General features: G+C 63.5%; 13 protein-coding genes, 1 tRNA gene, 2 rRNA genes, 2 pseudogenes and 1 other annotated feature (1 of these 19 cut by a window edge). Of the genes and pseudogenes, 12 read left to right on the top strand and 6 right to left on the bottom strand.

Annotation, left to right across the window (positions count from 1 at the left end; translation table 11 throughout):
• Nucleotides 1-90 precede the first annotated feature (90 nt).
• From AACG61_RS12265 to AACG61_RS12275, 3 genes are all read left to right on the top strand, one after another.
• A complete protein-coding gene (locus AACG61_RS12265; protein ID WP_411837412.1) occupies nucleotides 91-336 on the top strand; it encodes a hypothetical protein in 246 nt (81 codons plus the stop codon).
• A gap of 156 nt (nucleotides 337-492) precedes the next feature.
• Nucleotides 493-2,340 (top strand): heavy metal translocating P-type ATPase, encoded by a 1,848-nt coding sequence (locus AACG61_RS12270; RefSeq protein WP_411837413.1) that lies wholly within the window; start codon nucleotides 493-495, stop codon nucleotides 2,338-2,340.
• 431 nt (nucleotides 2,341-2,771) lie between these two features.
• The gene (locus AACG61_RS12275) at nucleotides 2,772-10,877 is read left to right on the top strand and encodes a GH36-type glycosyl hydrolase domain-containing protein (RefSeq protein WP_411837414.1); all 8,106 of its coding nucleotides are present in this window, start codon (nucleotides 2,772-2,774) and stop codon (nucleotides 10,875-10,877) included.
• 78 nt (nucleotides 10,878-10,955) lie between these two features.
• Here the strand turns inward: AACG61_RS12275 and AACG61_RS12280 are convergent.
• Nucleotides 10,956-12,228: pseudogene (locus AACG61_RS12280) on the bottom strand (IS3 family transposase).
• Nucleotides 11,830-11,946 (bottom strand) — a sequence feature (AL1L pseudoknot). Its footprint overlaps the pseudogene before it by 117 nt.
• Before the next feature lies 1 nt (nucleotide 12,229).
• Between AACG61_RS12280 and AACG61_RS12285 the strand changes: the two are divergent.
• Nucleotides 12,230-12,487: an IS1096 element passenger TnpR family protein gene (locus tag AACG61_RS12285; RefSeq protein WP_411839509.1), complete on the top strand. Its 258-nt coding sequence runs from the start codon at nucleotides 12,230-12,232 to the stop codon at nucleotides 12,485-12,487.
• Between the two features lie 3 nt (nucleotides 12,488-12,490).
• On the opposite strand, the gene AACG61_RS12290 is transcribed toward AACG61_RS12285, so the two are convergent.
• Nucleotides 12,491-13,248, bottom strand: a protein-coding gene (locus AACG61_RS12290; protein ID WP_411837415.1) for an IS5-like element ISPaes2 family transposase whose coding sequence is annotated in 2 segments (ribosomal slippage) — nucleotides 12,491-12,924 and nucleotides 12,924-13,248 — 759 coding nt in all. Because the reading frame shifts where the segments join, the coding sequence is not laid out codon by codon here.
• Nucleotides 13,249-13,377: 129 nt separating this feature from the next.
• On the opposite strand from AACG61_RS12290, the gene hsdR reads away from it, so the two are divergent.
• Together hsdR and AACG61_RS12300 are read left to right on the top strand one after the other, a co-directional pair.
• Complete coding sequence (gene hsdR, locus AACG61_RS12295) at nucleotides 13,378-15,144, top strand: type I restriction-modification system endonuclease (protein ID WP_411837416.1); 1,767 nt, start codon at nucleotides 13,378-13,380, stop codon at nucleotides 15,142-15,144.
• Nucleotides 15,123-15,341: a hypothetical protein gene (locus AACG61_RS12300; protein ID WP_411837417.1), complete on the top strand. Its 219-nt coding sequence runs from the start codon at nucleotides 15,123-15,125 to the stop codon at nucleotides 15,339-15,341. Before hsdR ends, AACG61_RS12300 begins: the two co-directional genes overlap by 22 nt.
• A gap of 42 nt (nucleotides 15,342-15,383) precedes the next feature.
• On the opposite strand, the pseudogene AACG61_RS12305 reads toward AACG61_RS12300, so the two are convergent.
• Nucleotides 15,384-15,434, bottom strand: a pseudogene (locus AACG61_RS12305) (hypothetical protein); the annotation flags it as partial.
• Here AACG61_RS12305 and AACG61_RS12310 point away from each other — a divergent pair.
• The 6 genes from AACG61_RS12310 (at nucleotide 15,412) to AACG61_RS12335 (ending at nucleotide 19,271) form a co-directional block, all read left to right on the top strand.
• Entirely contained in the window at nucleotides 15,412-16,056 is a 645-nt protein-coding gene (locus AACG61_RS12310) for a YcbK family protein (RefSeq protein WP_411839510.1), read from the top strand. The pseudogene AACG61_RS12305 and the gene AACG61_RS12310 overlap by 23 nt on opposite strands.
• Nucleotides 16,053-16,298, top strand: coding sequence for a hypothetical protein (locus AACG61_RS12315; protein ID WP_411837418.1), 246 nt, complete (start codon nucleotides 16,053-16,055; stop codon nucleotides 16,296-16,298). The genes AACG61_RS12310 and AACG61_RS12315 overlap by 4 nt, the downstream gene beginning before the upstream one ends.
• 281 nt (nucleotides 16,299-16,579) lie before the next feature.
• A complete protein-coding gene (locus AACG61_RS12320; protein WP_411837419.1) occupies nucleotides 16,580-17,344 on the top strand; it encodes a hypothetical protein in 765 nt (254 codons plus the stop codon).
• Nucleotides 17,334-17,477 carry a hypothetical protein gene (locus tag AACG61_RS12325; protein ID WP_411837420.1) on the top strand — a complete coding sequence of 48 codons (144 nt, stop codon included), beginning with the start codon at nucleotides 17,334-17,336 and terminating at the stop codon, nucleotides 17,475-17,477. Before AACG61_RS12320 ends, AACG61_RS12325 begins: the two co-directional genes overlap by 11 nt.
• A gap of 356 nt (nucleotides 17,478-17,833) precedes the next feature.
• On the top strand, nucleotides 17,834-18,421 hold the full coding sequence (locus AACG61_RS12330) for a type IV toxin-antitoxin system AbiEi family antitoxin domain-containing protein (protein WP_411837421.1): 588 nt from the start codon (nucleotides 17,834-17,836) through the stop codon (nucleotides 18,419-18,421).
• A complete protein-coding gene (locus AACG61_RS12335; RefSeq protein ID WP_411837422.1) occupies nucleotides 18,414-19,271 on the top strand; it encodes a nucleotidyl transferase AbiEii/AbiGii toxin family protein in 858 nt (285 codons plus the stop codon). Before AACG61_RS12330 ends, AACG61_RS12335 begins: the two co-directional genes overlap by 8 nt.
• A gap of 136 nt (nucleotides 19,272-19,407) precedes the next feature.
• Here AACG61_RS12335 and AACG61_RS12340 read toward each other — a convergent pair.
• The 3 genes from AACG61_RS12340 to AACG61_RS12350 all read right to left on the bottom strand — a co-directional run.
• A tRNA-Met gene (locus tag AACG61_RS12340) sits at nucleotides 19,408-19,484 on the bottom strand.
• 58 nt (nucleotides 19,485-19,542) lie between these two features.
• Nucleotides 19,543-19,657: ribosomal RNA gene (gene rrf, locus AACG61_RS12345) — 5S ribosomal RNA — on the bottom strand.
• A 96-nt stretch (nucleotides 19,658-19,753) separates the two neighbouring features.
• Nucleotides 19,754-21,240: ribosomal RNA gene (locus tag AACG61_RS12350) — 23S ribosomal RNA — on the bottom strand (it continues 1,346 nt past the right edge of the window).

A 21,240-nucleotide genomic window follows, 5' to 3' on the forward strand; every position in this document is an offset into this window, starting at 1 on the left:
CAACTGCTCCGCAGGCAGGGCAAGGTGGGCAGCAATGCTCAGACATCCTACCAGAGGTTCACAAGGGTGTCGCCGTAAAGGACGGAAACGATGGCACCCCATGACGACCCATCAGGTTTGGCCGCGCTTGCCATCTGCGAATCTCTGCTTCTGGCGCTGAATGACGGCGAGCTGCTATCGGAGGCAGACATCATGGCGCTGTTGGAGGATGCAGCGGAAACCCTCGTGGCCGCATCACAGGCGACCATTGTCGGCCCCGAAGCGACACAGAGAAGAGGTGCGGCAGCGTTGATCCAGCGCATCATCTCGGGTGGAAATTCGGTCCGACGCCGCTGAGGCTGCAATACGATGGTTGGGTCGATACGCCGCCAATCCATGCCTTTTGGGGTCTCCGCCACAACTGATTGATCGGTTGTCTTGCGCGCCCCGAATACGGCCGGCAGTAACCGCCCTGCATGTGCACACCGGCGCGGCGATGCAAAGATGCTGATCATGGTCCGGGATCGTCTGAAAACCGCCCTTCTGGTCATCGCCGCGCTTGGCTTGGCAGTCGGCCTGGCCCTGTGGGCGGCGCGGCGGGGCGATCTGGCGACGCTGGCCTGGTCGGCGGGCGTCATTCCCGTGCTGGCCGCGCTTGTGGCCGAGATCATCCGCGGCCTCGTGCGACAGGAGGTCGGCCTGGATATCGTGGCTGCGCTGTCGATGTCGGCGGCGCTGGTCTTTGGCGAAACGCTGGCGGCGGCGGTGGTCGCGCTGATGTATTCGGGCGGGACGTTTCTGGAAAGTTTCGCCCAAGGCCGCGCCCAACGCGAGATGTCGGACCTGCTGTCGCGCGTGGCCCGCACCACCACCCTGTACCGCGACGACCGGTTGATCCAGGTACCGCTGGATGACGTCGCCCCCGGCGATCTGCTGCTGATCAGGCAGGGAGAGGTGGCGCCCGTGGATGGCGTCTTGGTCTCGGGCAATGCCATGCTGGACCAGTCCGCCCTGACGGGCGAATCCCTGCCCGTGCGCCTGTCCCAAGGCGCCGATGTCATGAGCGGCGCGACAAACGCGGGCGAGGCATTCGATCTGCGTGCGACCCGCCGCGCGGCTGACAGCACATATGCCGGGATCGTGCGCCTGGTTCGCGCGGCGCAGAATTCGCGCGCACCGATGGCGCGGCTGGCGGACCGGTATTCGCTGGTGTTTCTGGCGGTGACGGTCGTCCTGGCGACGGCCGCGTGGTGGTTCACGGGCGATCCGATCCGCGCGGTTGCCGTGCTGGTCGTGGCCACGCCCTGCCCGCTGATCCTGGCGGTGCCGGTGGCACTGGTGGCGGGCCTGTCGCGCGCGGCACGCTTTGGCGTGCTGATCAAGGGGGCGAAACCGCTGGAGGCGATGGCCCGCATCAGAACGCTGATCGTGGACAAGACCGGCACCCTGACGGACGGGCGGCCAAGGATCGTTTCGGTCCATACGATCGGCGGGATGACCACCGATCGGATCCTTTATCTCGCGGCGGCGCTGGATCAACTGTCCCAGCATCCGGTGGCCCAGGCCGTTGTGACCGCCGCCCGCGAGAACGGGGCCACGTTGCCCGTCCCGACCGACGTGGTCGAAACCCCGGGCGAGGGCGTGACCGGCACCGTCGATGGCCGCGCCGTCGTGGTCGGCGGCATGGGGTTCGTGGCCGCGCGGTCGGGTATCGCGGCATGGGACATGGCCGCACAGGAACCCGGTGCGGTGCTGGTCGCGGTGGCCGTGGACGGACAACCGGCGGGCTGGCTGGTCATGGCCGACAGCCTGCGCGCGGGCATCGGCGATCTGCTGGCGGGCCTGCGCAAACAGGGCATCGCGCGCATTGTCCTGGCCACGGGCGACCGGCACGCGGTCGCGATGGCCGTCAGCCGCGGCCTGTCGCTGGACGCGGTCCATGCCGATCTGACGCCCGATCAGAAGGTGCTCCTGGTGCTGTCCGAACGCAAGAACGGTCCGGTGATGATGGTGGGTGACGGCGTGAACGACGCGCCCGCGCTGGCGGCTGCCGATGTCGGCGTGGCGATGGGTGCGCGCGGCGCCGCCGCCAGCGCCGAGGCTGCGGATGTCGTCCTGCTGGTCGACCATCTGGATCGGCTGCTGCCTGGCCTTGTGGTCGCACGCGGCGCGCGCCGCATCGCGGTGCAAAGCGTCGTAGCCGGAATCGGGTTGTCGATCATGGGCATGATCGCGGCCGCGCTTGGATATCTGACCCCCGTCCAAGGGGCGCTGCTGCAGGAGGCGATCGACATTGCGGTCATCCTGAACGCATTGCGGGCACTGACGCTTGATCCCGGAACCTACGCCGAAACGACCTGAGGGCGGCCAATTCCGGGCCAAAACTGCTTTGCATCAGTCCAAGGGCCACGGGATTCTGCCACCATGACCGCAAGCCTCAAGACCGGGCCCATTTTTTCAGGGACCCCTGCACCGGTCATGATTGAGGACCGGCGACCTGCATCGTCGGGAACGGCGCATCGCGCACAGCGGACCGACGGTCGGCTGTGCGTTTGGGCGTCACAACGGATTCGGCGCGATCCCCAAACCGCCAGGACAGAGCCATGTTTGAACGTGCCTTCGCCCTCCGCCGTGGCAGAGGCATGATCGTTTCGCTCATGCGAAAAGCACGAAACCCGCCGTGGTCGGACACCGCCCCCGTCCGGGCGGAACTGTTCGGGATAGAGCGCCTGGAACAGCATGCGATGACGCTGGCCGCGGACCAAACGACGACCGATCGCCCGCTCAGGGTCATGTCGTTGCACAAGCGCCTGCAGGACAACGCGCGCGCCCTGCGCACTGCCTATCACGACAACGCCCGCGAGGCCGCGGCCGGTCGTCCTACCGTACCCGCCGCCGACTGGCTGCTGGACAACTATCCCCTGGTCGAGGCCCAGATTCGAGAAATCCGCATTGATCTGCCGCCGCGGTATTACCAGCTGCTGCCGAAACTGGATTGCGGTCCGTTCGCCGGCTATCCACGCGTCTTCGGTCTGGCCTGGGCCTTTGTCGCCCATACGGACAGCCATTTCGACGCCGCGGTGCTGCGCCGTTTCTTGGTCGCCTATCAGACCGTCCAACCCCTGACCATCGGCGAGCTGTGGGCCGTGGCCATCACCCTGCGCATCGTCCTGATCGAAAACCTGCGCCGCCTCACGGATCAGATGGCCGGCGGTCGCGAACAGCGGCGGAAGGCCGATCTGCTGGCCGACCGGATTCTGCAGCCGGCCCAACGCCACCTGCACCTGTCTTCGGGTCGTCCCGACACCGGGCCGTTGAATGAGCTTTTTGCCGCCCAGCTGGCCGAGAGGCTGCGCAACCTCGATCCAATGACCACCCCCGCCATCCCTTGGCTTCAAGACAGGCTGACCGCGCAGGGCGCGTCGATCGACAGCGTCGTTCGCCACGCACAGGAACGGTTGGGCGCGTCGAACGTGACCCTGCGCAATGTGATCACCGCGTTTCGCACCCTGTCGGACACGGATTGGAAGGATCTGTTCGAGGATGTCAGCCTGGTCGAAGCCAGTCTGCGTCGCCACCCGGGCCATGCGGTGATGGATTTCCTCAGCCGGAACCTCTATCGCAGCGCGATCGAGGAATTGTCGCGCGGCAGCGGCCGCGATGAGACGCGGCTGGCCGACATGGCGGTGGAACTGGCGTCCAAGGCCGCGCCCGCCACGGCGGCCTCTGACCCCGGATGGCATCTGATGGACCGCGGCAGGCCGGCACTGGAACGGGCCATCGGATTCCGGCCCCCGCCGCGGCTGTGGTTGCGCAGGCTGGGGAAATCTGCGGGGCTGGGCGGTTATCTGGCGCTGATCGCAGGGGGTACGGTCGCCCTGCTGGCAGTCGCGGCAGGATTGATGGGACCCGGTGTAGCCTGGCCGTGGCTGATGGCGATGGCGCTGCCGCTTTCCGGACTGGCCATCGCCCTGGTGGACCTGATGGTGGCGCATTCGGTCGGTCCGGCGCTGTTGCCGGGGCTGGACCTGCGCAACGGCATCCCAAGCGATTTGCGCACGCTGGTCATCGTGCCTGTCATCATGACGGACCAAGATGATCTTCACCGCCACCTGGACAACCTTGAGATCCACCACCTGTCCGGCACGGGCGGCGATCTGACATTCGCCCTGCTGACGGATGGGGCGGATGCACCGCATTGCCTAATGCCCGTCGATGCGGAGCTTCTGGCGCTGGCCGCAGACCGGATCGCCGCCCTCAACGACCGCCATGCCCCAAGCCCCGCCGGACCGCGTTTCGTCCATCTGCACCGTCACCGCCGGTGGAACCCGCATGAAGGGGTCTGGATGGGCTGGGAACGCAAGCGCGGCAAACTGGTCGAGCTGAACCGCCTGCTACGGGGCGCGACCGATACCAGTTTCACTCCCCATCCGGCCGTACCCCAGAACGTCCGCTATGTCATCACGCTGGATGCTGACACCCGTTTGCCCCGCGATGCCGCCGCCCGGCTGATCGGCAAGATGGCGCATCCCCTGAACCGGCCGCGGCTGGACCCTGACCAAGGGGTCGTGATCGCAGGCCATGGCATCCTGCAACCGCGCGTGACGCCGGCCCTTGGGGCGGGCACGACCGCCTATCTACGGGCGACGTCGGGGCCGGGGGGGATGGACCCCTATGCCGCGGCGGCCTCGGACGTATTTCAGGACCTGTTCGGCCAGGGCTCGTTCACGGGCAAGGGGATCTATGACGTGGATGCTTTCCAGGCCGCGATGCAGGGCCGGATCGAACCTGACAGCGTCCTCAGCCACGACCTGCTGGAGGGCATCTTTGCCCGCGCGGGCCTTGTCTCGGATATCGAGGTGGTCGAGGCATTCCCCCCCCGCCACGACCTGGCGGCCGCCCGCCAGCATCGCTGGACGCGGGGCGACTGGCAGCTGGCGGGGCGCATGGTCGACCCTGCGACTCCGATCCTTGGGCGCGTCAAGATCGCCGACAACCTGCGCCGATCGCTGATGGCGCCCTTCGTTCTGGCGTCGCTGCTGGCGGGCTGGCTGTCGCCGCATGCGGGCATGGCGACGCTGCTGCTGCTGTCGGCCCTGGCCTTGCCCGTGTTTCTACCGACCCTGCTGGGCATGATCCCGCGCGGTCCGGCGCTCGATACGGCCGGCCACCTGCAGCAATGTCTCGGCGACTTGCGTGCCGCCCTGATCCAGGTCGTCCTGATGATCAGCCTTCTGCCCGACACGGCATGGCGGATGGGCGACGCGATCCTGCGTACCCAATGGCGGTTGCGCATCTCGCGGCGGCATCTTCTGGAATGGACCACGGCCGCGCAGGATCAGGTCGGTCCCAAGCCGGACCTTGGCAGTCTGGCGCGCCGTATGGCGGGCGGGCTGGTGCTGAGCCTGGGGATCGCGGCTGCGGTGGCCCTTCTGGCGCCCTCCTCGGTTCTGCTGGTACTGCCGTTCCTGCTGCTGTGGCTGTCGGCACCGCTGATCTCCTACGTTACGGGGCGCGCATTGCCCCCCGCCACGCGGCCCCTGACGTCCGATGCCGCCGATCATCTGCGGCTGACCGCGCGCCGCACCTGGCACTACTTTGACACCTTCGTCACCCCGAAACATCGTCACCTGCCCCCAGACAACCACCAGGAAACGCCGGCGCCCCTGACGGCGGCGCGGACCTCGCCGACGAATATCGGCCTTTACCTGCTGGCCTGTGTCGCGGCGCGGGATTTCGGATGGATCGGCCTTTCAGATGCCGTCACGCGCCTGCAGCTGACCCTGCAGACCGTGGCGGGGCTGGAAAAGCTGAACGGGCATCTGTTCAACTGGTACGACACGACCGACGGCAGCGTCCTGGCGCCCCGCTATGTCTCGACGGTGGACAGCGGCAACCTCGCCGGACATCTGATCGCCCTGGCCCATGCCTGCGAGGAATGGGCCGCCGATCCCGCGCAGGACGACCGGCAGGGGCTGTTGGATACGTTGGACCTGGCCCGTGGGTTTGCCGATGCAGCCCTGCTGGACCAGATTCGGACCGCGATCCGCGCCCCCCGCCTGGAATGGGCCGCGATCAGGCGCCTGACCGGCAAGGCCGGGCGCGGTTGTGTCTGGCTGGCCGCGCTGCACGACCGGTCGGCGGCGCATCTGGCCGATCCCGCGCCGCACTTGGCCGGACCCCTGCGGGCGCTTGCCGCGCAGGCTCGGGCATTGGCGTGGGACATGGATTTCGGCTTCCTGCTGGATCCCGAGCGAAAACTTCTGTCGATCGGCTTCACCCAGTCCGACAACAGTCGCGATGGCAGCTGTTACGACCTGCTGGCCTCCGAAGCGCGTCTTGCCAGCATGCTGGCCATTGCCAAGGGCGACATTCCCTCGACCCACTGGTTTCGCCTCGGCAGGCCCGTGGTTCCCCTTCGCGGCGGTGCGGCGCTGCGCTCGTGGTCGGGATCGATGTTCGAATACCTGATGCCGATCCTGGTGATGGATGAACCCCCCGGCAGCCTGCTGGACCAGTCGAACCGTCAATCGGTCGTTGCCCAGCAACGCTATGGCCTGCTCCGGGGCGTGCCCTGGGGGCTGTCCGAATCCGGCTTCAATGCCCGGGATATGCAGATGAACTATCAGTATTCCAGCTTTGGCGTGCCTGAGCTGGGTCTCAAGCGCGGGCTCGAGGCAAGCCTGGTTGTCGCACCCTATGCCACCGCGCTTGCGGCGATGGTGGACCCGCAGGCCGCGGCGGAGAACCTTGACCGGCTGTCGGGCCTTGGTGCGATGGGTCCTTATGGCTTTTACGAGGCGCTGGACTTCACCCCTCTGCATCGGTCTGCGGACGAACCCGTCGCCTTGGTCCGCAGCCATATGGCGCATCATCAGGGCATGACCATCGTCGCCATCGCCAATGTGCTGCAGGGGGGGCGGATGCGCCGCCGCTTTCACGCCGAACCTGCGATCCGCGCCGCCGAGCTGCTGCTGCAGGAACGCATTCCGCGCAACATCCCCGCCGTGTCCGCGCGGGTGGAAACCCGAGACACGCGCACCGATGCCTCCTCCGAGGATCTGCAGCGCATGACCGTGATCGAAGGAAGGACATCGGGCCCGACCAGGACGCATATCCTGTCGAATGGCCGGTATTCCGTGACCCTGACCGCGACGGGCGGCGGGGTCAGCCAGTGGGGTTCGATGGCCATCACCCGCTGGCAGGGCGATCCGGGGCGGTCCGACGGCGGCACCCGCCTGTGGATGCGCGATCTGGACAGGCAGCGACTGACGCGCATCGGCGGCGCCGACGTCGCCGATCACCACCGCGTCGAACTGTACGAGGATCGCGCGCTGTTCCTGCGCAGAGACGGCCATCTGTCGTCCAGGCTGGAGGTTCTGGTGTCGGGCGAGGATGACGCCGAGGTGCGGATGCTGACGCTGACCTCGATGGCGCGGGCGCCTGTGAGGCTGGACCTGACGTCTTATGCCGAACTGGTCCTGACCACGCCGCAGGCCGATGCCGCCCATCCCGCCTTTTCCAAGCTCTTCGTGCAGACCGAGTACATGCCCGAATATGGCGCGTTGATCGCCACCAGGCGCCTCCGGTCCCCCGACGAACCAGGCATCTGGGCCGCCCATTTCGCCGTGGTCGAGGCTACCCAGCAGACCCCGATGCAGTATGAAACAGACCGCGCCGCCTTCCTGGGCCGCGACAATGATTTGCGCCACGCCGCGGCTTTGCAACCTGGCGCAGAGCTGAAGGGCGGTATCGGTACCGTTCTGGACCCGGCCTTCGCACTGCGCCACCGGATTGTGATCGCACCGGGCGACACGGCCCGGCTGGCCTTCTGGACCGTTGTCGCCGAAACGCGGGCCAGGCTGATCGACCTGATCGACCGCCATCACGACCGCAACGCGGTCGACCGAGCGCGGACGCTGGCCTGGACGCAGGCCCAGGTCCAGCTGCGCCATCTTGGCATCACCGCCGCAGAGGCCGCGGCATTCCAGGCGATGACCGCACCGATCCTGCATCCCGATGCAAGGTTCCGCGTCCCCCCCGACGTTGCCGCCACAGGCAAGCAATCGCTCCTGTGGTCGCAAGGCATTTCGGGTGACCTTCCGATCGTCGTGCTGTGCATCGGCGACGAAGCCGACATGGCGCAGGTGCATCAGTTGCTGCTGGCACAGGAATACTGGCGGATGAAGCGGCTGCTTGTCGACGTGGTGATCCTGAACGAGCACCCGTCATCCTATGTGCAGGACCTGCAGTCGGGGATCGAATCCGCTGTGCGCGGCGCCCGCCCGCGTGCCTTGGCCGATGCGCCGGGCGGACAGGTACTTGCCCTGCGCCGCGACCTGCTGCCGTCCGAGGTGACGGCCCTGCTGCTGGCCACCGCCCGGGTGGTGCTGGTTGCCCGCAAGGGCGCCCTTGCCGATCAGGTCGCCGGTTTGGCGGCGCGTCCAACCTTGCGGATGCCTGCGACGCGGCCGATGCCGCAGCCCCCACCAACGGGCGACGCGGCCTCGGGCTTGGCTGAAACGCTTGAATTCTTCAACGGGATCGGCGGCTTTGCAAGGGACGGTCGTGAATATGTCACCATTCTGGGTGCCGGATGTCCCACCCCTGCGCCTTGGATCAATGTCATCGCCAATGACGGTTTCGGGTTTCACGTCTCGGCCACCGGCGCGGGATGCACTTGGGCCGAAAACAGTCGCGAGAACCGACTGACCCCCTGGTCCAACGATCCGGTCACCGATCCCGCGACGGAAGCCTTCCTGATCCGCGATGACGAAAGCGGTGCGCTTTATTCCCCCACCGCGCGCCCGTTGCGTGCCACAGGCCGCCATGTCGCGCGTCATGGCATGGGCTACAGCCGGTTCGAACATCATGCGGGCGGTCTGGCGATGGATCTGGTGCAATTCGTGCCGCTTGACGCTCCCGTCCGTCTGTCGCAGCTGACGTTGCGCAACTTGGGCACGCAGGTGCGGCAACTGACGGTCATCACCTATGCTCGGCCCGTCATGGGCGTCACCGAAGGCGCCTCGACGCCCTTCGTGGTGACGGCGCGCGATGATGAAACGGGTGCCCTGCTGGCGCACAACCCGTGGAACGTGGCCTTTCCCGACCGTGTGGCCTTCGCGGATCTGATGGGGGCGCAGACGGCCGTCAGCGGCGACGGGGCGGCATTTCTGGGCGCCGGTGGCGATCTTTCATCTCCGGCCGCGCGAATGTCGGGCCGCGTCGGCGCAGGGCTGGAAGCGTGCATGGCGCTGGAATGCCCCGTGGTGCTGGCACCCGGCGCATCGGTGCAGGTCGGCCATATGCTGGGGCAGGCCGCATCCGTCTCCGAAGCCCGCGCCCTGATCCATCGCCTGCGCGCCATCGACCCGGCCCGCATTCTGGAACAGGTTCAGGCGCATTGGCAAACCATCACCGACACGATCCAGATTCGGACCCCGGACCGCGCGCTGGACATCATGGTCAATGGCTGGCTGCCCTATCAGACGCTGGCCTGCCGCATCCAGGCCCGTGCAGCCTTCTATCAGGCCAGCGGGGCCTATGGCTTTCGCGACCAGCTGCAGGACGGCATGGCGATGACGCTGGCGCAGCCCGGCCGGGTGCGCGACCATCTGCTGCGCGCCGCCGCCCGACAGTTCCCCCAAGGCGACGTGCAGCATTGGTGGCTGCCGCATTCAGGCGCCGGCGTGCGAACGCGCATCTCGGATGATTGCGTGTGGCTGGCCCATGCGGCGGCCGATTATGTCGAGGTGACAGGTGATACGGCCGTCTTGGATCAGCACCTTCCCTTTCTGGAAGGTCCGCTTCTGAAACCGGGGGTTCACGACGCCTTTTTCCAGCCCGACATCACAGCGTCGCACGCGACGCTGTTTTCGCATGTCGCCTTGGGGCTGGACCGGGCGATCGCCCTCAGCGGCACCTTGGGTCTGCCGCTGATCGGCACCGGTGACTGGAATGACGGCATGAACCGCGTGGGACAGGAGGGACGGGGCGAAAGTGTCTGGCTGGGTTGGCTTCTTCTGCACGCCCTCCGACGGATGGCGCATCTGGCCGATATGCGCGACCCTGCGGCGGCGAACCGCTGGCGTGCCCATGCCGATGCCCTGAAACAGGCGCAGGAGCGTCACAGCTGGGACGGCGCATGGTATCGCCGCGCCACCTTCGACGATGGCACCTGGCTGGGGGCATCGTCTTCGCCTGCCTGCCGAATCGATTCCATCGCGCAAAGCTGGGCGGTGCTGTCGGACGCCGCGGATCCGTTGCGCGCAATCGTCGCCATGCAGTCGCTGCAGGATCAGCTGGTCATGCCCGATCCAGGTCTGGTCCTGCTGTTCACACCGCCCTTCGACGGGACGGATACGGCAGGCGATCCGGGTTACATCGCGGCCTACCCCCCTGGCCTGCGGGAAAATGGCGGGCAATACAGCCATGCGGCGATGTGGGCGATCATGGCGCACGCGCGGGCGGGAAACGGCACTGAGGCAGCGCGGTTGCTGGCCATGGTCAATCCGATCAACCATGCGCTGACCGCCGATGATGCCGCTCGCTATCGGGTCGAGCCTTACGTGGTCGCCGCCGATGTCTACTCGGTGGCACCCCATCTGGGGCGGGGCGGCTGGACCTGGTACACGGGGTCATCGGCTTGGATGTATCGCGCCGCGACCGAAGGTCTCCTGGGGCTCCGACGTCGCGGCGGGCATTTGATGATTGCGCCCTGCCTGCCCGACGACTGGCCGGGGTTTTCAGCCCGCCTGCGTATCCGCGACACCGATATCTCGATCACCCTGCGTCGTGATGCCATGCCGAACGCCCCAGACCAGAGGATATGCACCTTTGTCCTGCTCGATGGGGGGCATCATTACGTTACCCTGACCCTGGCGTCACCGTGCAAGTGACCGCATGACACCATTGCAGGCATAGATACCAAGGGCGTTTGAACCGCTCCTGGTTTGCCGGAGGCTGATTTTCGTTAGTTACGCGGCCATGGCTTCAGTTTCCAGAGCTGCATGGAAGTTGGCCTCGGCTTCAGCGGGCGGGATGTTCCCGATGGGCTCGGGAAGACGGCGGTGGTTGAACCGGTCCACCCATTCGAGCGTCGCGTATTCCACGGCTTCCAAGCTTCGCCATGGGCCGCGGCGGTGGATGACCTCAGCCTTGAACAGGCCATTGATCGTTTCGGCCAAGGCGTTGTCGCAACTGTCACCGACGCTGCCCACCGAGGGTTCGATACCGGCTTCCGCCAAGCGCTCAGTGTAGCGAATAGACAGGTATTGCGAGCCCCTGTCGCTGTGGTGAACCAGCCCCATGCCCTTTCCGGGGCGGCGATCATGCACCGCCTGTTCCAGGGCATCGAGAACGAACCCCGCATGCGCCGAGCTGCTGACGCGCCAGCCAACGATCTTGCGAGCATAGGCATCGATGGATGAGCAGGGTCAGAAAACAGTCCAGTGGACTGTTTTCCCGACGAATGGCGACACAGACGAACCTCTTCCAGGTGGCGACATAGGTAAAATCCGACACTCACAGCATGTTCGGTGCCGGAACGCGGAACTGGCGGTTCACCTTGTCCAACGGGCATGGCAGCTTCTTGTCCGGGATCGTCGTCTTCTGCGGCTTACCGCGGATGATGCCCTGAATCCCCATGCTCTTCATCAGCCGGGCCACTGTGCAGCAGGCCACGTCAAAGCCCTCACGGCGTAACTGCCGCCAGACCTTGCGCACGCCATAGACCTGCCAATTCGCGTCGAAAACGCGCTGGATTTCGGGCCGAAACACCTCATCCCTCTTGGCGCGATCCGACCGCCGGGCGGGATCAGCCCGCCTGGCCAGGTGATCGTAATAGGTGGAGGGGGCGATCGGCAGCATCTCGCAGATCGGTTCGACCCCATGCGCACCGCGATGGTCATAGATGAACTTGACCATCACTTCGACCGGCGGTCGAACTCCGCCATCGCAAAATACGCTGACGTCTTGCGGAGGATCTCGTTCGCTTGGCGCAGTTCGCGGTTCTCGCGTTCCAGCACCTTCATTCTCTCGGCCATCTCGCTTGAGACGCCCGGGCGCTTGCCGCTGTCGAACTCGGCCTTCTTGAACCAGCCATTCAGGGTCTGCGGCGCGCAGCGGATCTCCGCCGAAATCGACATGACCGCCTGCCACCGCGATCCATGCTGACCCTCATTGTCCAGACCCAACCGCACCGCGCCATTCACGCACTTCCGGAGAAAATTTGTTCGTTGTCTTGCTCATGATGCTCCACCTTACTCAGGAGGCGGAGCCTCAGGCAAACCAAGAGCAGTTCAGTGGTGCCCTTGGCTACGAGGAATTCCTCACAGCCCTCGCCGATCCGGACCACGAGCAGCACGACGATATGGTCCGCAGGTCAGGTGGTTCTTTTGATCCCGAAGATGCCCGTAGCGACAGTATCGCCGAACGCTTCGACCGGCTCGCGAAGAGATGGGCTCCCCGGCCCGCCAAACCCAAAGCGCCTAGGCTCCAGACTCATTGAGTTTCACAGCCAGAACAAGACGGTTGCGGCGAGCATAATAGCTGAGAAGAACGTTTCCGGGCAGCGGTCATAACGGGTTGCGACGCGCCTCCAGTCCTTCAGACGCCCGAACATGATTTCGATGCGGTTACGCCTTTTGTAACGCCGCTTGTCGTATTTGACGACCTTCTTGCGGGACTTCCGTCCGGGGATGCAAACCTTTATCCCCTTGTCTTTCAACGCGTCTCTGAACCAATCAGCGTCGTAGCCCCTGTCGGCCAGAAGCCACCCAGCCTTCGGCAGGCTGCCCAGCAGCGCCGCCGCGCCGGTGTAATCGCTGACCTGGCCGGCCGACATGAAGAACCCGATCGGCCGCCCGTTGGCATCGGCGACAGCGTGCAACTTGGTGTTCATACCGCCTTTGGTGCGCCCGATCTGGCGCCCGCGCCCCCCTTTTTCACCCCAGGGCTTGAGGCCGTGCGGTGTGCCTTGAGATAGGTCGCGTCGATCATGATCGTCTTGTGCTCGGCGCTCTCGGCGGCAAGGCCGACCATGATCCGGGCAAAAACCCCGTTGTCGCTCCAGCGCTTCCAGCGGTTGTAGAGGGTTTTGGCCGGGCCGTATTCCTTCGGCGCGTCACACCACCGCAACCCATTGCGATTGATGAAAATTATGCCGCTGAGGACACGGCGATCATCGACGCGGGGCTTGCCATGGCTTTTGGGAAAGAACGGTTTCAGACGCTCCATCTGGGCGTCGCTCAGCCAGTAAAGATTACTCATCGATCAGGTCTCCTTGAGGAGCCTGAATCACGCGAAAAGCATGAAATCAATGGGTCTGGAGCCTAAGGGTGCCACCTGAGCATCGCAGCCGCGGCTTACGCCGGATGGTTACACCCATCCAAGGCCCTTATGGTGGACGAACAGGCCACCCGCGCCCTTATTGACCAGCAACTGCGAGATCGGGGCTGGGAAGCCCACAGTGTTGATTTGCGCTATGGCAAAGATACGAGGCCCGCAAAAGGTCGCCACATGGCGATCGCGGAATGGCCTACACAGTCCGGCCCAGCTGACTACGCGCTCTTCGTCGGAGAAACTTGTGTCGGCATCGTTGAGGCCAAACGGTATCGGAAAAACGTTTCTGCGGCAGTAGATCAGGCTGAGCGCTATTCGAAGGGTTTTTCGTGGCCAGCTAATTCAGAGCTTTGGGGTGACGGCTTTGTTGTTCCGTTTGTCTTTGCCACGAATGGACGCCCCTATCTGAAACAGGTGGAGACTGAGAGCGGCATCTGGTTCCGAGACGTGCGGCTGCCCAACAATTTGCGTCGCGCCCTCACAGGGTGGTTCAGGCCGGAAGAACTTATCTCCATGCTCGAAGTGGAGAAGGAAAAGGCGCAAGCCGCTTTGCAAGCCCGATCCTTTGACTTCGGGTTCGACCTGCGCCCTTATCAGGAAGCGGCGATCCGGGAGGTCGAGAAGACACTCGCCACTGAAAAGCGCGAAATGCTTGTGGCGATGGCTACAGGAACGGGCAAGACCAAGCTGGCCATCGCGATGCTGTATCGCCTGCTCGCCACCAAGCGTTTCCGGCGCATTTGCTTCGTGGTTGACCGTTCCGCCCTGGGGACGCAGACCACCGACGAATTCATGAGCACGGCCATCGAAGGGCCAAAGACCTTTGGCCAGTTGTTCGGCATTAAGGGGCTTGAGGACATCAAGCCTGACCCTGAGACCCGCGTTCACATCTGCACGATCCAAGGGCTTGTGAAGCGGGTGCTTTACAACGCCGAACCCTCAGATGTCCCGCCCATCGGCCAGTATGACCTGATGGTGATCGACGAATGTCACCGTGGCTATTTGCTAGACCGCGAGATGTCGGACGCTGAGCTGAGCTTCCGGGGGCAGGAAGATTACGTCTCGAAATATCGCCGTGTTCTGGAACACTTCGACGCGGTCAAGATCGGCCTCACAGCCACCCCCGCACTGCACACAGCCCAGATTTTCGGCGACCCCATCTATACTTACACCTACCGCGAGGCTGTGGTTGACGGTTGGCTGATCGACCACGAACCCCCGATCCGCTTCCAGACTGCACTTGCCAAGGCCGGTATCACATTTGAGGCGGGTGAAGACGTCGAGCTTCTGGATGGTCAGACAGGCGAGGTGCAGAACGCAACCGCCCCGGATGAGCTCAGCTTTCAGGTCGAAGCCTTCAACCGCAAGGTCATCACCCAACCCTTCAATCAGGTCATCGCGGAAGAACTGGCCAAGCACATCGACCCCAGCCTTGAAGGGAAAACCCTCGTTTTTGCCGCGACAGATGCGCATGCCGACATCGTCGTGAACGAACTGAAAAAGGCCTTCGCCGCGCAATATGGGTCGATTGAAGATGCCGCCATCCGCAAGATCACTGGCAGCGTGGACAAGGTCGGCACGGCGTGCATGCTGTCTTCGTGGTGCGAGATCGGGATCAGGTTCGGCCCCGAGCCGTCCGGGTTCCAGTCGAGGATCTTGCCAAGGCCCGCGTATTTTTTTGCATGGGCGGCGGCGTCGCTCGGTGATCCTTGGCGCAGCCGATCACGGAGTTGTTCGACCGTTTCGCCGGTCAGGTCTTCGACCATCTGTGCGACCTTGCTGGGCAGTTTGCGCAGCTTACGGTGCAGCTTGGCCAGGACCTGATCGCGGACGAGTTCACGCTGGACTTCCTCGGTCACGGTGGCCAGTTCATCGAACAGCTGTTCGAAGGTCAGCTTCGGATTGCTGGCAACCGGCTTCATCTGTGTAAGGTCTTGAAGGGTAGCGTAGAGGTCGACGGCATCGAAGATACGGAAGACCTCTTTGCCGATATCATCGCAGCGGCGGGTGGCCCGGCCTAGCATCTGTTCATAGAGGATGCGGCTGTTCACGCGGCGGATGAAGACGAGGTTCGTGATCTTCGGCACATCGATGCCCGTGGTCAGCAGGTCCACCGTCACGGCGATCTGCGGAAAGGCATCATTGCGGAAGGACCGGATCAGGGTCACCACTGGCTATGGTCAGTATGAAAAGCCCGAAGACTTCCTCGACACATTCCGGTCCTTCGTGAAGAACCAGCCGCTGATCATCCGCTCGGCCTATCGCAGCCCGGAGCACAACCGCGCTGTCGGCGGCGCCCCGGCCTCGAAGCATATGCAGGGCACGGCTTTCGACATCGCCATGGCCAACCACAATCCGGTGGCCTTCGAGGCGGCGGCGCGGGCAGTCGGCTTTCTGGGGTTCGGCTATTACCCCCGGTCGGGCTTCATGCACATCGACCTCGGTCCCGCTCGCTCCTGGGGCGATCCCTTCCCGGTGCGGCCCGTGCCCTTCGCCCCGAAGCTGCCGCCTGCACGCGAAGTCCTGTCAGAAAGCCGCACCCTGCGCGGTGGCGGTGCTGCGGGTGCCGCCACGGTCGGCGCCGCAGGGGTGGAGGTCCTGCAGGACGTACTTGCGGAAACCCAGTCCACGATCCAGCCGCTGGTGCCCTACCTCGACACGCTGCGCTGGGTGCTGATCGGCATCGCCGTCACCATCCACGCCCGGCTCGACGACTGGAAACGGGGCCAGCGGTGATCGGCTGGCTTCTGACCCATGGCCCGGCGCGAAGAGCGCTGGGCCTCATCCTCACCGCAGCAGCGATCCTGTTGTTCCTGCTGAACCTCCGCCGCGCAGGCGAGCGCGCCGGGCGTGCCGCCGAACTGCTTGATGCCAGAGAGAGAAACGATGCCGTCCACCGCCAGATGCTCGACGCCGCCGCCCGTCGCCCTGCTGATCGTGACGCTCTGGCTGACCGGTTGCGCGATGGGCGGTTCTGACGCCCGCGCGCCATGTCCGCCCGTGGTCGAGTACACCGCAGCAGATCAAGCGCGGGCCGCCGATGAGGTTGAGGCGCTGCCGGAAGGGGCCGTCGTCGTTCAGATGCTGAGCGACTACGCTGTCTTGCGTGATCAAGCGCGAGCGTGCCAATGATGACACGGCGTGGACCTCGGCACCAATTTCTCAGCCGAGGCGCGCTGTTCTCGATCAGCGGTATTGTCTCATGATTGAATGGCCCTTTGAGTTCCAGCGTGTTCAAGACGCCCTCGAAAGGCGGACCATGACGGGCCAAGAAGCTGCGCGCGAAATCTTCGTCGCCAGGCGGAAGCATGGCCCGCCCTGGCACTGGAAGAACTGGAAGCGCACCAGGGTTCAATTCCTTGGTTCGGAATGCGCAACATGCGGCGCCGACCATGAAGCTGTGCTCGTCCTTCAGCACACGGTGAGAATACCCCGCGTTCAGCCCTATTTGGACAAGGCAAAAGCCGAATATGAGGCACGGGAACCTGCCCACGACTATCGCGCTGAGTTGCGGGAGGAATGCTATGCGATCCGTGACGCCGTCGTCCCGGAAATGCGCGACTGCTGCCCTCTGTGCTCGAGCCTGTCGATTCAGTTTCGCAAGAAGGCGGGAACGTGGATCTGCAACAGTCCAGTCGGGCGGGGCTATTGCGGTCACGTCTTCGAGGTTCCAGCGAAAAAGGAAGCCCTGACCGCGGCCCAGAAGCGCGGGATCCGCGCGCGAAAATATATGGCCTGGCGCGAGAAGGCGACGAATTGGGACGGCGATTGGAAGCGCGGAGCGATTCTCGCTTGGCTTGCTGATTTCAGGGAGTATCTGTCGCTGAAGCACACAAAGACGCTGTGCAAGCGTTGCGCTTTCCTGGAGGACATGACGGATCTGAAGCCATGCCTCGAGTGCGGGTTTGCGTTTGCAAGGACAGAGACTGCGTGTCCCGACTGCGGCCGTGAGGTCGCCGAGGCTCAAGCTGACAGCGCAGAGGGAGAGAGGGATGACGGCCCGACCCAAAACGATGACGATTGAGATCGATGAGGAGCTGCACGCGTTCCTGGCGTCCATGGTGAGCGACGCAGGGCCCTACCATTCCGTCAGCGCCTATGTTGAAGACCTGATCCGGCGTGACATGGCAAGTCAGGAAGTGGCGGCCTTTGCGTAGCTGCAGGTGGAACTTGTCGCTGGGTTCACCGCGCCGGAATCCAGCTACCATCCTTCCTCCGCCGCGGAGGTGATCGCGCGCAACCGCATTTGACGGATCAGCCGTTTCTCGTGATCCGGGTGCCATCCGTTCCAAGGTTCATCGAACGGCAAAATCCGCCTATGGAACAGTCGTGCGGAGAATAGCGGGTCTAATCTCCGCAAAATCTGCGGTGATTAAACATGATGACGCCGTTGGGTGCGGGTCTGCGTAGATTGCTTGAAGCTGAGCCGTATGTTACAAAACCTAGGACAATATGCACTTTCGTCCGAGGTTTTGTAACGATGCTTACTACGGATCAGGGCCAGCGCGCCCGCATGGTCGACTATATGGAAGCCCATGCGCTTGCCCGTTCGAGGGATCTGGCATCCATCGGCGTGAGCAGGACCACTATCGCAAGGGCAGTGGCAGAGGGCGTGGTGGTACGGATCGGACGGGGACTGTACCAGCTTCCCGACAGCGAACCAGACCTGCATGCGGGCCTGATCGACATCGCCAAACTCGCTCCAAAGGCCGTCATCTGCCTGACTTCGGCACTGTCCTTTCATCAGCTGACCGACCAACTCCCAAGGCGGGTGTGGATCGCCATCGGTGCCAAGGACTGGGCGCCGAAGATCGAATACCCTCGCATCCGCATCGTGCGTTTCCGTGAGCCCTACCTGACCAATGGCGCCGAGGTCCATCGGATCGGGGAGGTTGAGGTGCGGGTATATTCCATCGCCAAGACGATTGCAGACGCATTCCGGAACCCGAAGCTGGTGGACCGATCAGTTGCCGTTGAAGCAATGAAGGCCGCGCTGAACGCCCGGAAGGCAACGGCAGGCCAGCTTGCTACAGCCGCTCGCGAGAACGGCGCGTGGAACCAGATGCGCCCCTATCTGGAGGCCCTGACATCCAATGGCTAAGCAGCCCAAAGATATTGCGGCATCTGTGCGTCAGCGTCTGCTTAACCTCGCCCGTGCGGAAAGTCAGCCGTTCGATGTCGTCCTCGTGGCTTTCGGTCTCGAACGACTGGTGTACCGGCTATCGGTCTCCGAGTATCGCAACCGCTTCGTCCTGAAGGGGGGCATGCTCGTTACCTTGTGGACAGCCGACACCGGGCGTTTCACCCGGGACATCGACTTCCTGGCGTTCGGCTCGGATGAGGAGGCCGAACTCAAGACTGCGTTCTCTCAGATCCTCGCCATCGATGGAGGCGATGGGCTGGTCTATGACGTTGCCAGCCTGACGGCCGTCGCCATTCGGGAAGACCAGATCTATGGCGGGATGCGGCTCCGGACTGATGCATATCTCGGGAGCACGCGCATTCCGATCACCGTGGACCTGGGCTTCGGCGATGCCTTGGCCGATCCAAAGTTCGAGATCGAATATGGCTCGCTGCTGGACTTTCCTGCCGCATCGATCCGCGCCTATTCACCGGCCACCGTCATCGCCGAGAAGTTCCAGGCCGTGGTCGCGCTGGGCTTGGCGAACAGCCGGATGAAGGATCTCTATGATCTCTGGACGCTGCCGAAGTCCGTCGACATCGACATGGGCGACCTCGCTGTTGCGATCCGAGGAACCTTCGCTCGACGCGACACGATTGTTCCAGCCGCCTGCCCTGTCGGGCTGTCCGCGGAGTTTTCGGCCGATCCGGCGAAGATGACACAGTGGCTGGCCTACTCGGAGGGGACGGCTCTCGAAGGACGGCCACTTGCGCAAGTCACTGCGGAGATCTGGTCTTGGCTTGAACCGGCATGCAGAGCGGCCGCGTGATGGTCGTCTTCTGCACGATTGTCTGCACCCTTGATGGGGGCCTCGTAAAACGTTGACCATGTGTTGACAAGAATTTGGAACGCCGAAGGCCGAGCGTTACGCCCGGCTTTGAAGTCTTTGATAGTATTAGCATTTTTGGTTGCGGGGGCAGGATTTGAACCTGCGGCCTTCAGGTTATGAGCCTGACGAGCTACCGGGCTGCTCTACCCCGCGCCATATGTGTCCTGATCGGGTTTGTTATCGTTTCGGAGAGATATGCGTTTCTTTCCAGGTCTGGCGGTGACCTACTCTCCCACGTCTTGAGACGCAGTACCATCGGCGCAGCGGCACTTAACGGCCGAGTTCGGGATGGGATCGGGTGTTTTGCTCGCGCTAGGGCCACCAGACCAGGAAAGAAACGCTCAGCGTCGGACCCCTTGCGGGATCTGATATTGTCCAAGGATGCTTTGGAGGAAGCGGGGGTAATCCTGCTTCTTCCGGATCAAATCAAGCCTATCGAGCCATTAGTACCGGTCAACTGAATGCATTGCTGCACTTACATCTCCGGCCTATCGACGTGGTGGTCTTCCACGGCTCTCAAGGGAGACCTTGTTTTGAGGGGGGCTTCACGCTTAGATGCCTTCAGCGTTTATCCTGTCCGTTCATAGCTACCCAGCACTGCCGTTGGCACGACAACTGGTCCACCAGTGGAACGTTCACCCCGGTCCTCTCGTACTAGGGGCAACTCCTCTCAAGTCTCCAACACCCACGGCAGATAGGGACCGAACTGTCTCACGACGTTCTAAACCCAGCTCACGTACCTCTTTAAATGGCGAACAGCCATACCCTTGGGACCTGCTCCAGCCCCAGGATGAGATGAGCCGACATCGAGGTGCCAAACGATGCCGTCGATATGGACTCTTGGGCATCATCAGCCTGTTATCCCCAGCGTACCTTTTATCCGTTGAGCGATGGCCCTTCCACTCGGGACCACCGGATCACTATGGCCGACTTTCGTCTCTGCTCGACTTGTCAGTCTTGCAGTCAGGCTGGCTTCTGCCATTGCACTCAACGACCGATTTCCGACCGGTCTGAGCCAACCTTCGCGCGCCTCCGTTACTGTTTGGGAGGCGACCGCCCCAGTCAAACTACCCACCACGCAGGGTCCCGGACCCGGATAACGGGCCGCGGTTAGACATCAAGAGTGCGAAGGGCGGTATCTCAAGGATGGCTCCACGAGGACTAGCGTCCCCGCTTCAAAGCCTACCGCCTATCCTGCACATCGCAATCCTGATGCCAGTGCGAAGTTGTAGTAAAGGTGCATGGGGTCTTTCCGTCTAACCGCGGGAAGTCTGCATCTTCACAGACAATTCAATTTCGCTGAGTCCACATTTGAGACAGCGGGGAAGTCGTTACGCCATTCGTGCAGGTCGGAACTTACCCGACAAGGAATTTCGCTACCTTAGGACCGTTATAGTTACGGCCGCCGTTTACCGGGGCTTCAATTCAATGCTTGCACATCTCCTTTTAACCTTCCGGCACCGGGCAGGCGTCAGACCCTATACGTCGTCTTACGACTTCGCAGAGCCCTGTGTTTTTAGTAAACAGTCGCCACCCCCTGGTTTGTGCCCCCGGCCTCTGCTTGCGCAAAAACCGGGCCTCCTTCTCGCGAACTTACGGAGGTATTTTGCCGAGTTCCTTAAATGTGGTTCTCTCAAGCGCCTTGGTATTCTCTACCAGTCCACCTGTGTCGGTTTCGGGTACGGTCTTGTGGAGGGCTATTTCCAGGGACCCCTGAGCAGCCCGATCAATCCGTTAAGATCGAACTACCTTTGGGATCCGTCACCATCTCCTGGCCCAGGAATATTAACCTGGTTCCCATCGACTACGCCTTTCGGCCTCGCCTTAGGGGCCGGCTTACCCTGCTCAGATTAGCTTTAAGCAGGAACCCTTGGACTTTCGGCGACAGGGTCTCTCACCCTGTTTGTCG

The organism is Paracoccus sp. ME4, assembly GCF_046736325.1.
Taxonomy (GTDB): Bacteria; Pseudomonadota; Alphaproteobacteria; order Rhodobacterales; family Rhodobacteraceae; genus Paracoccus.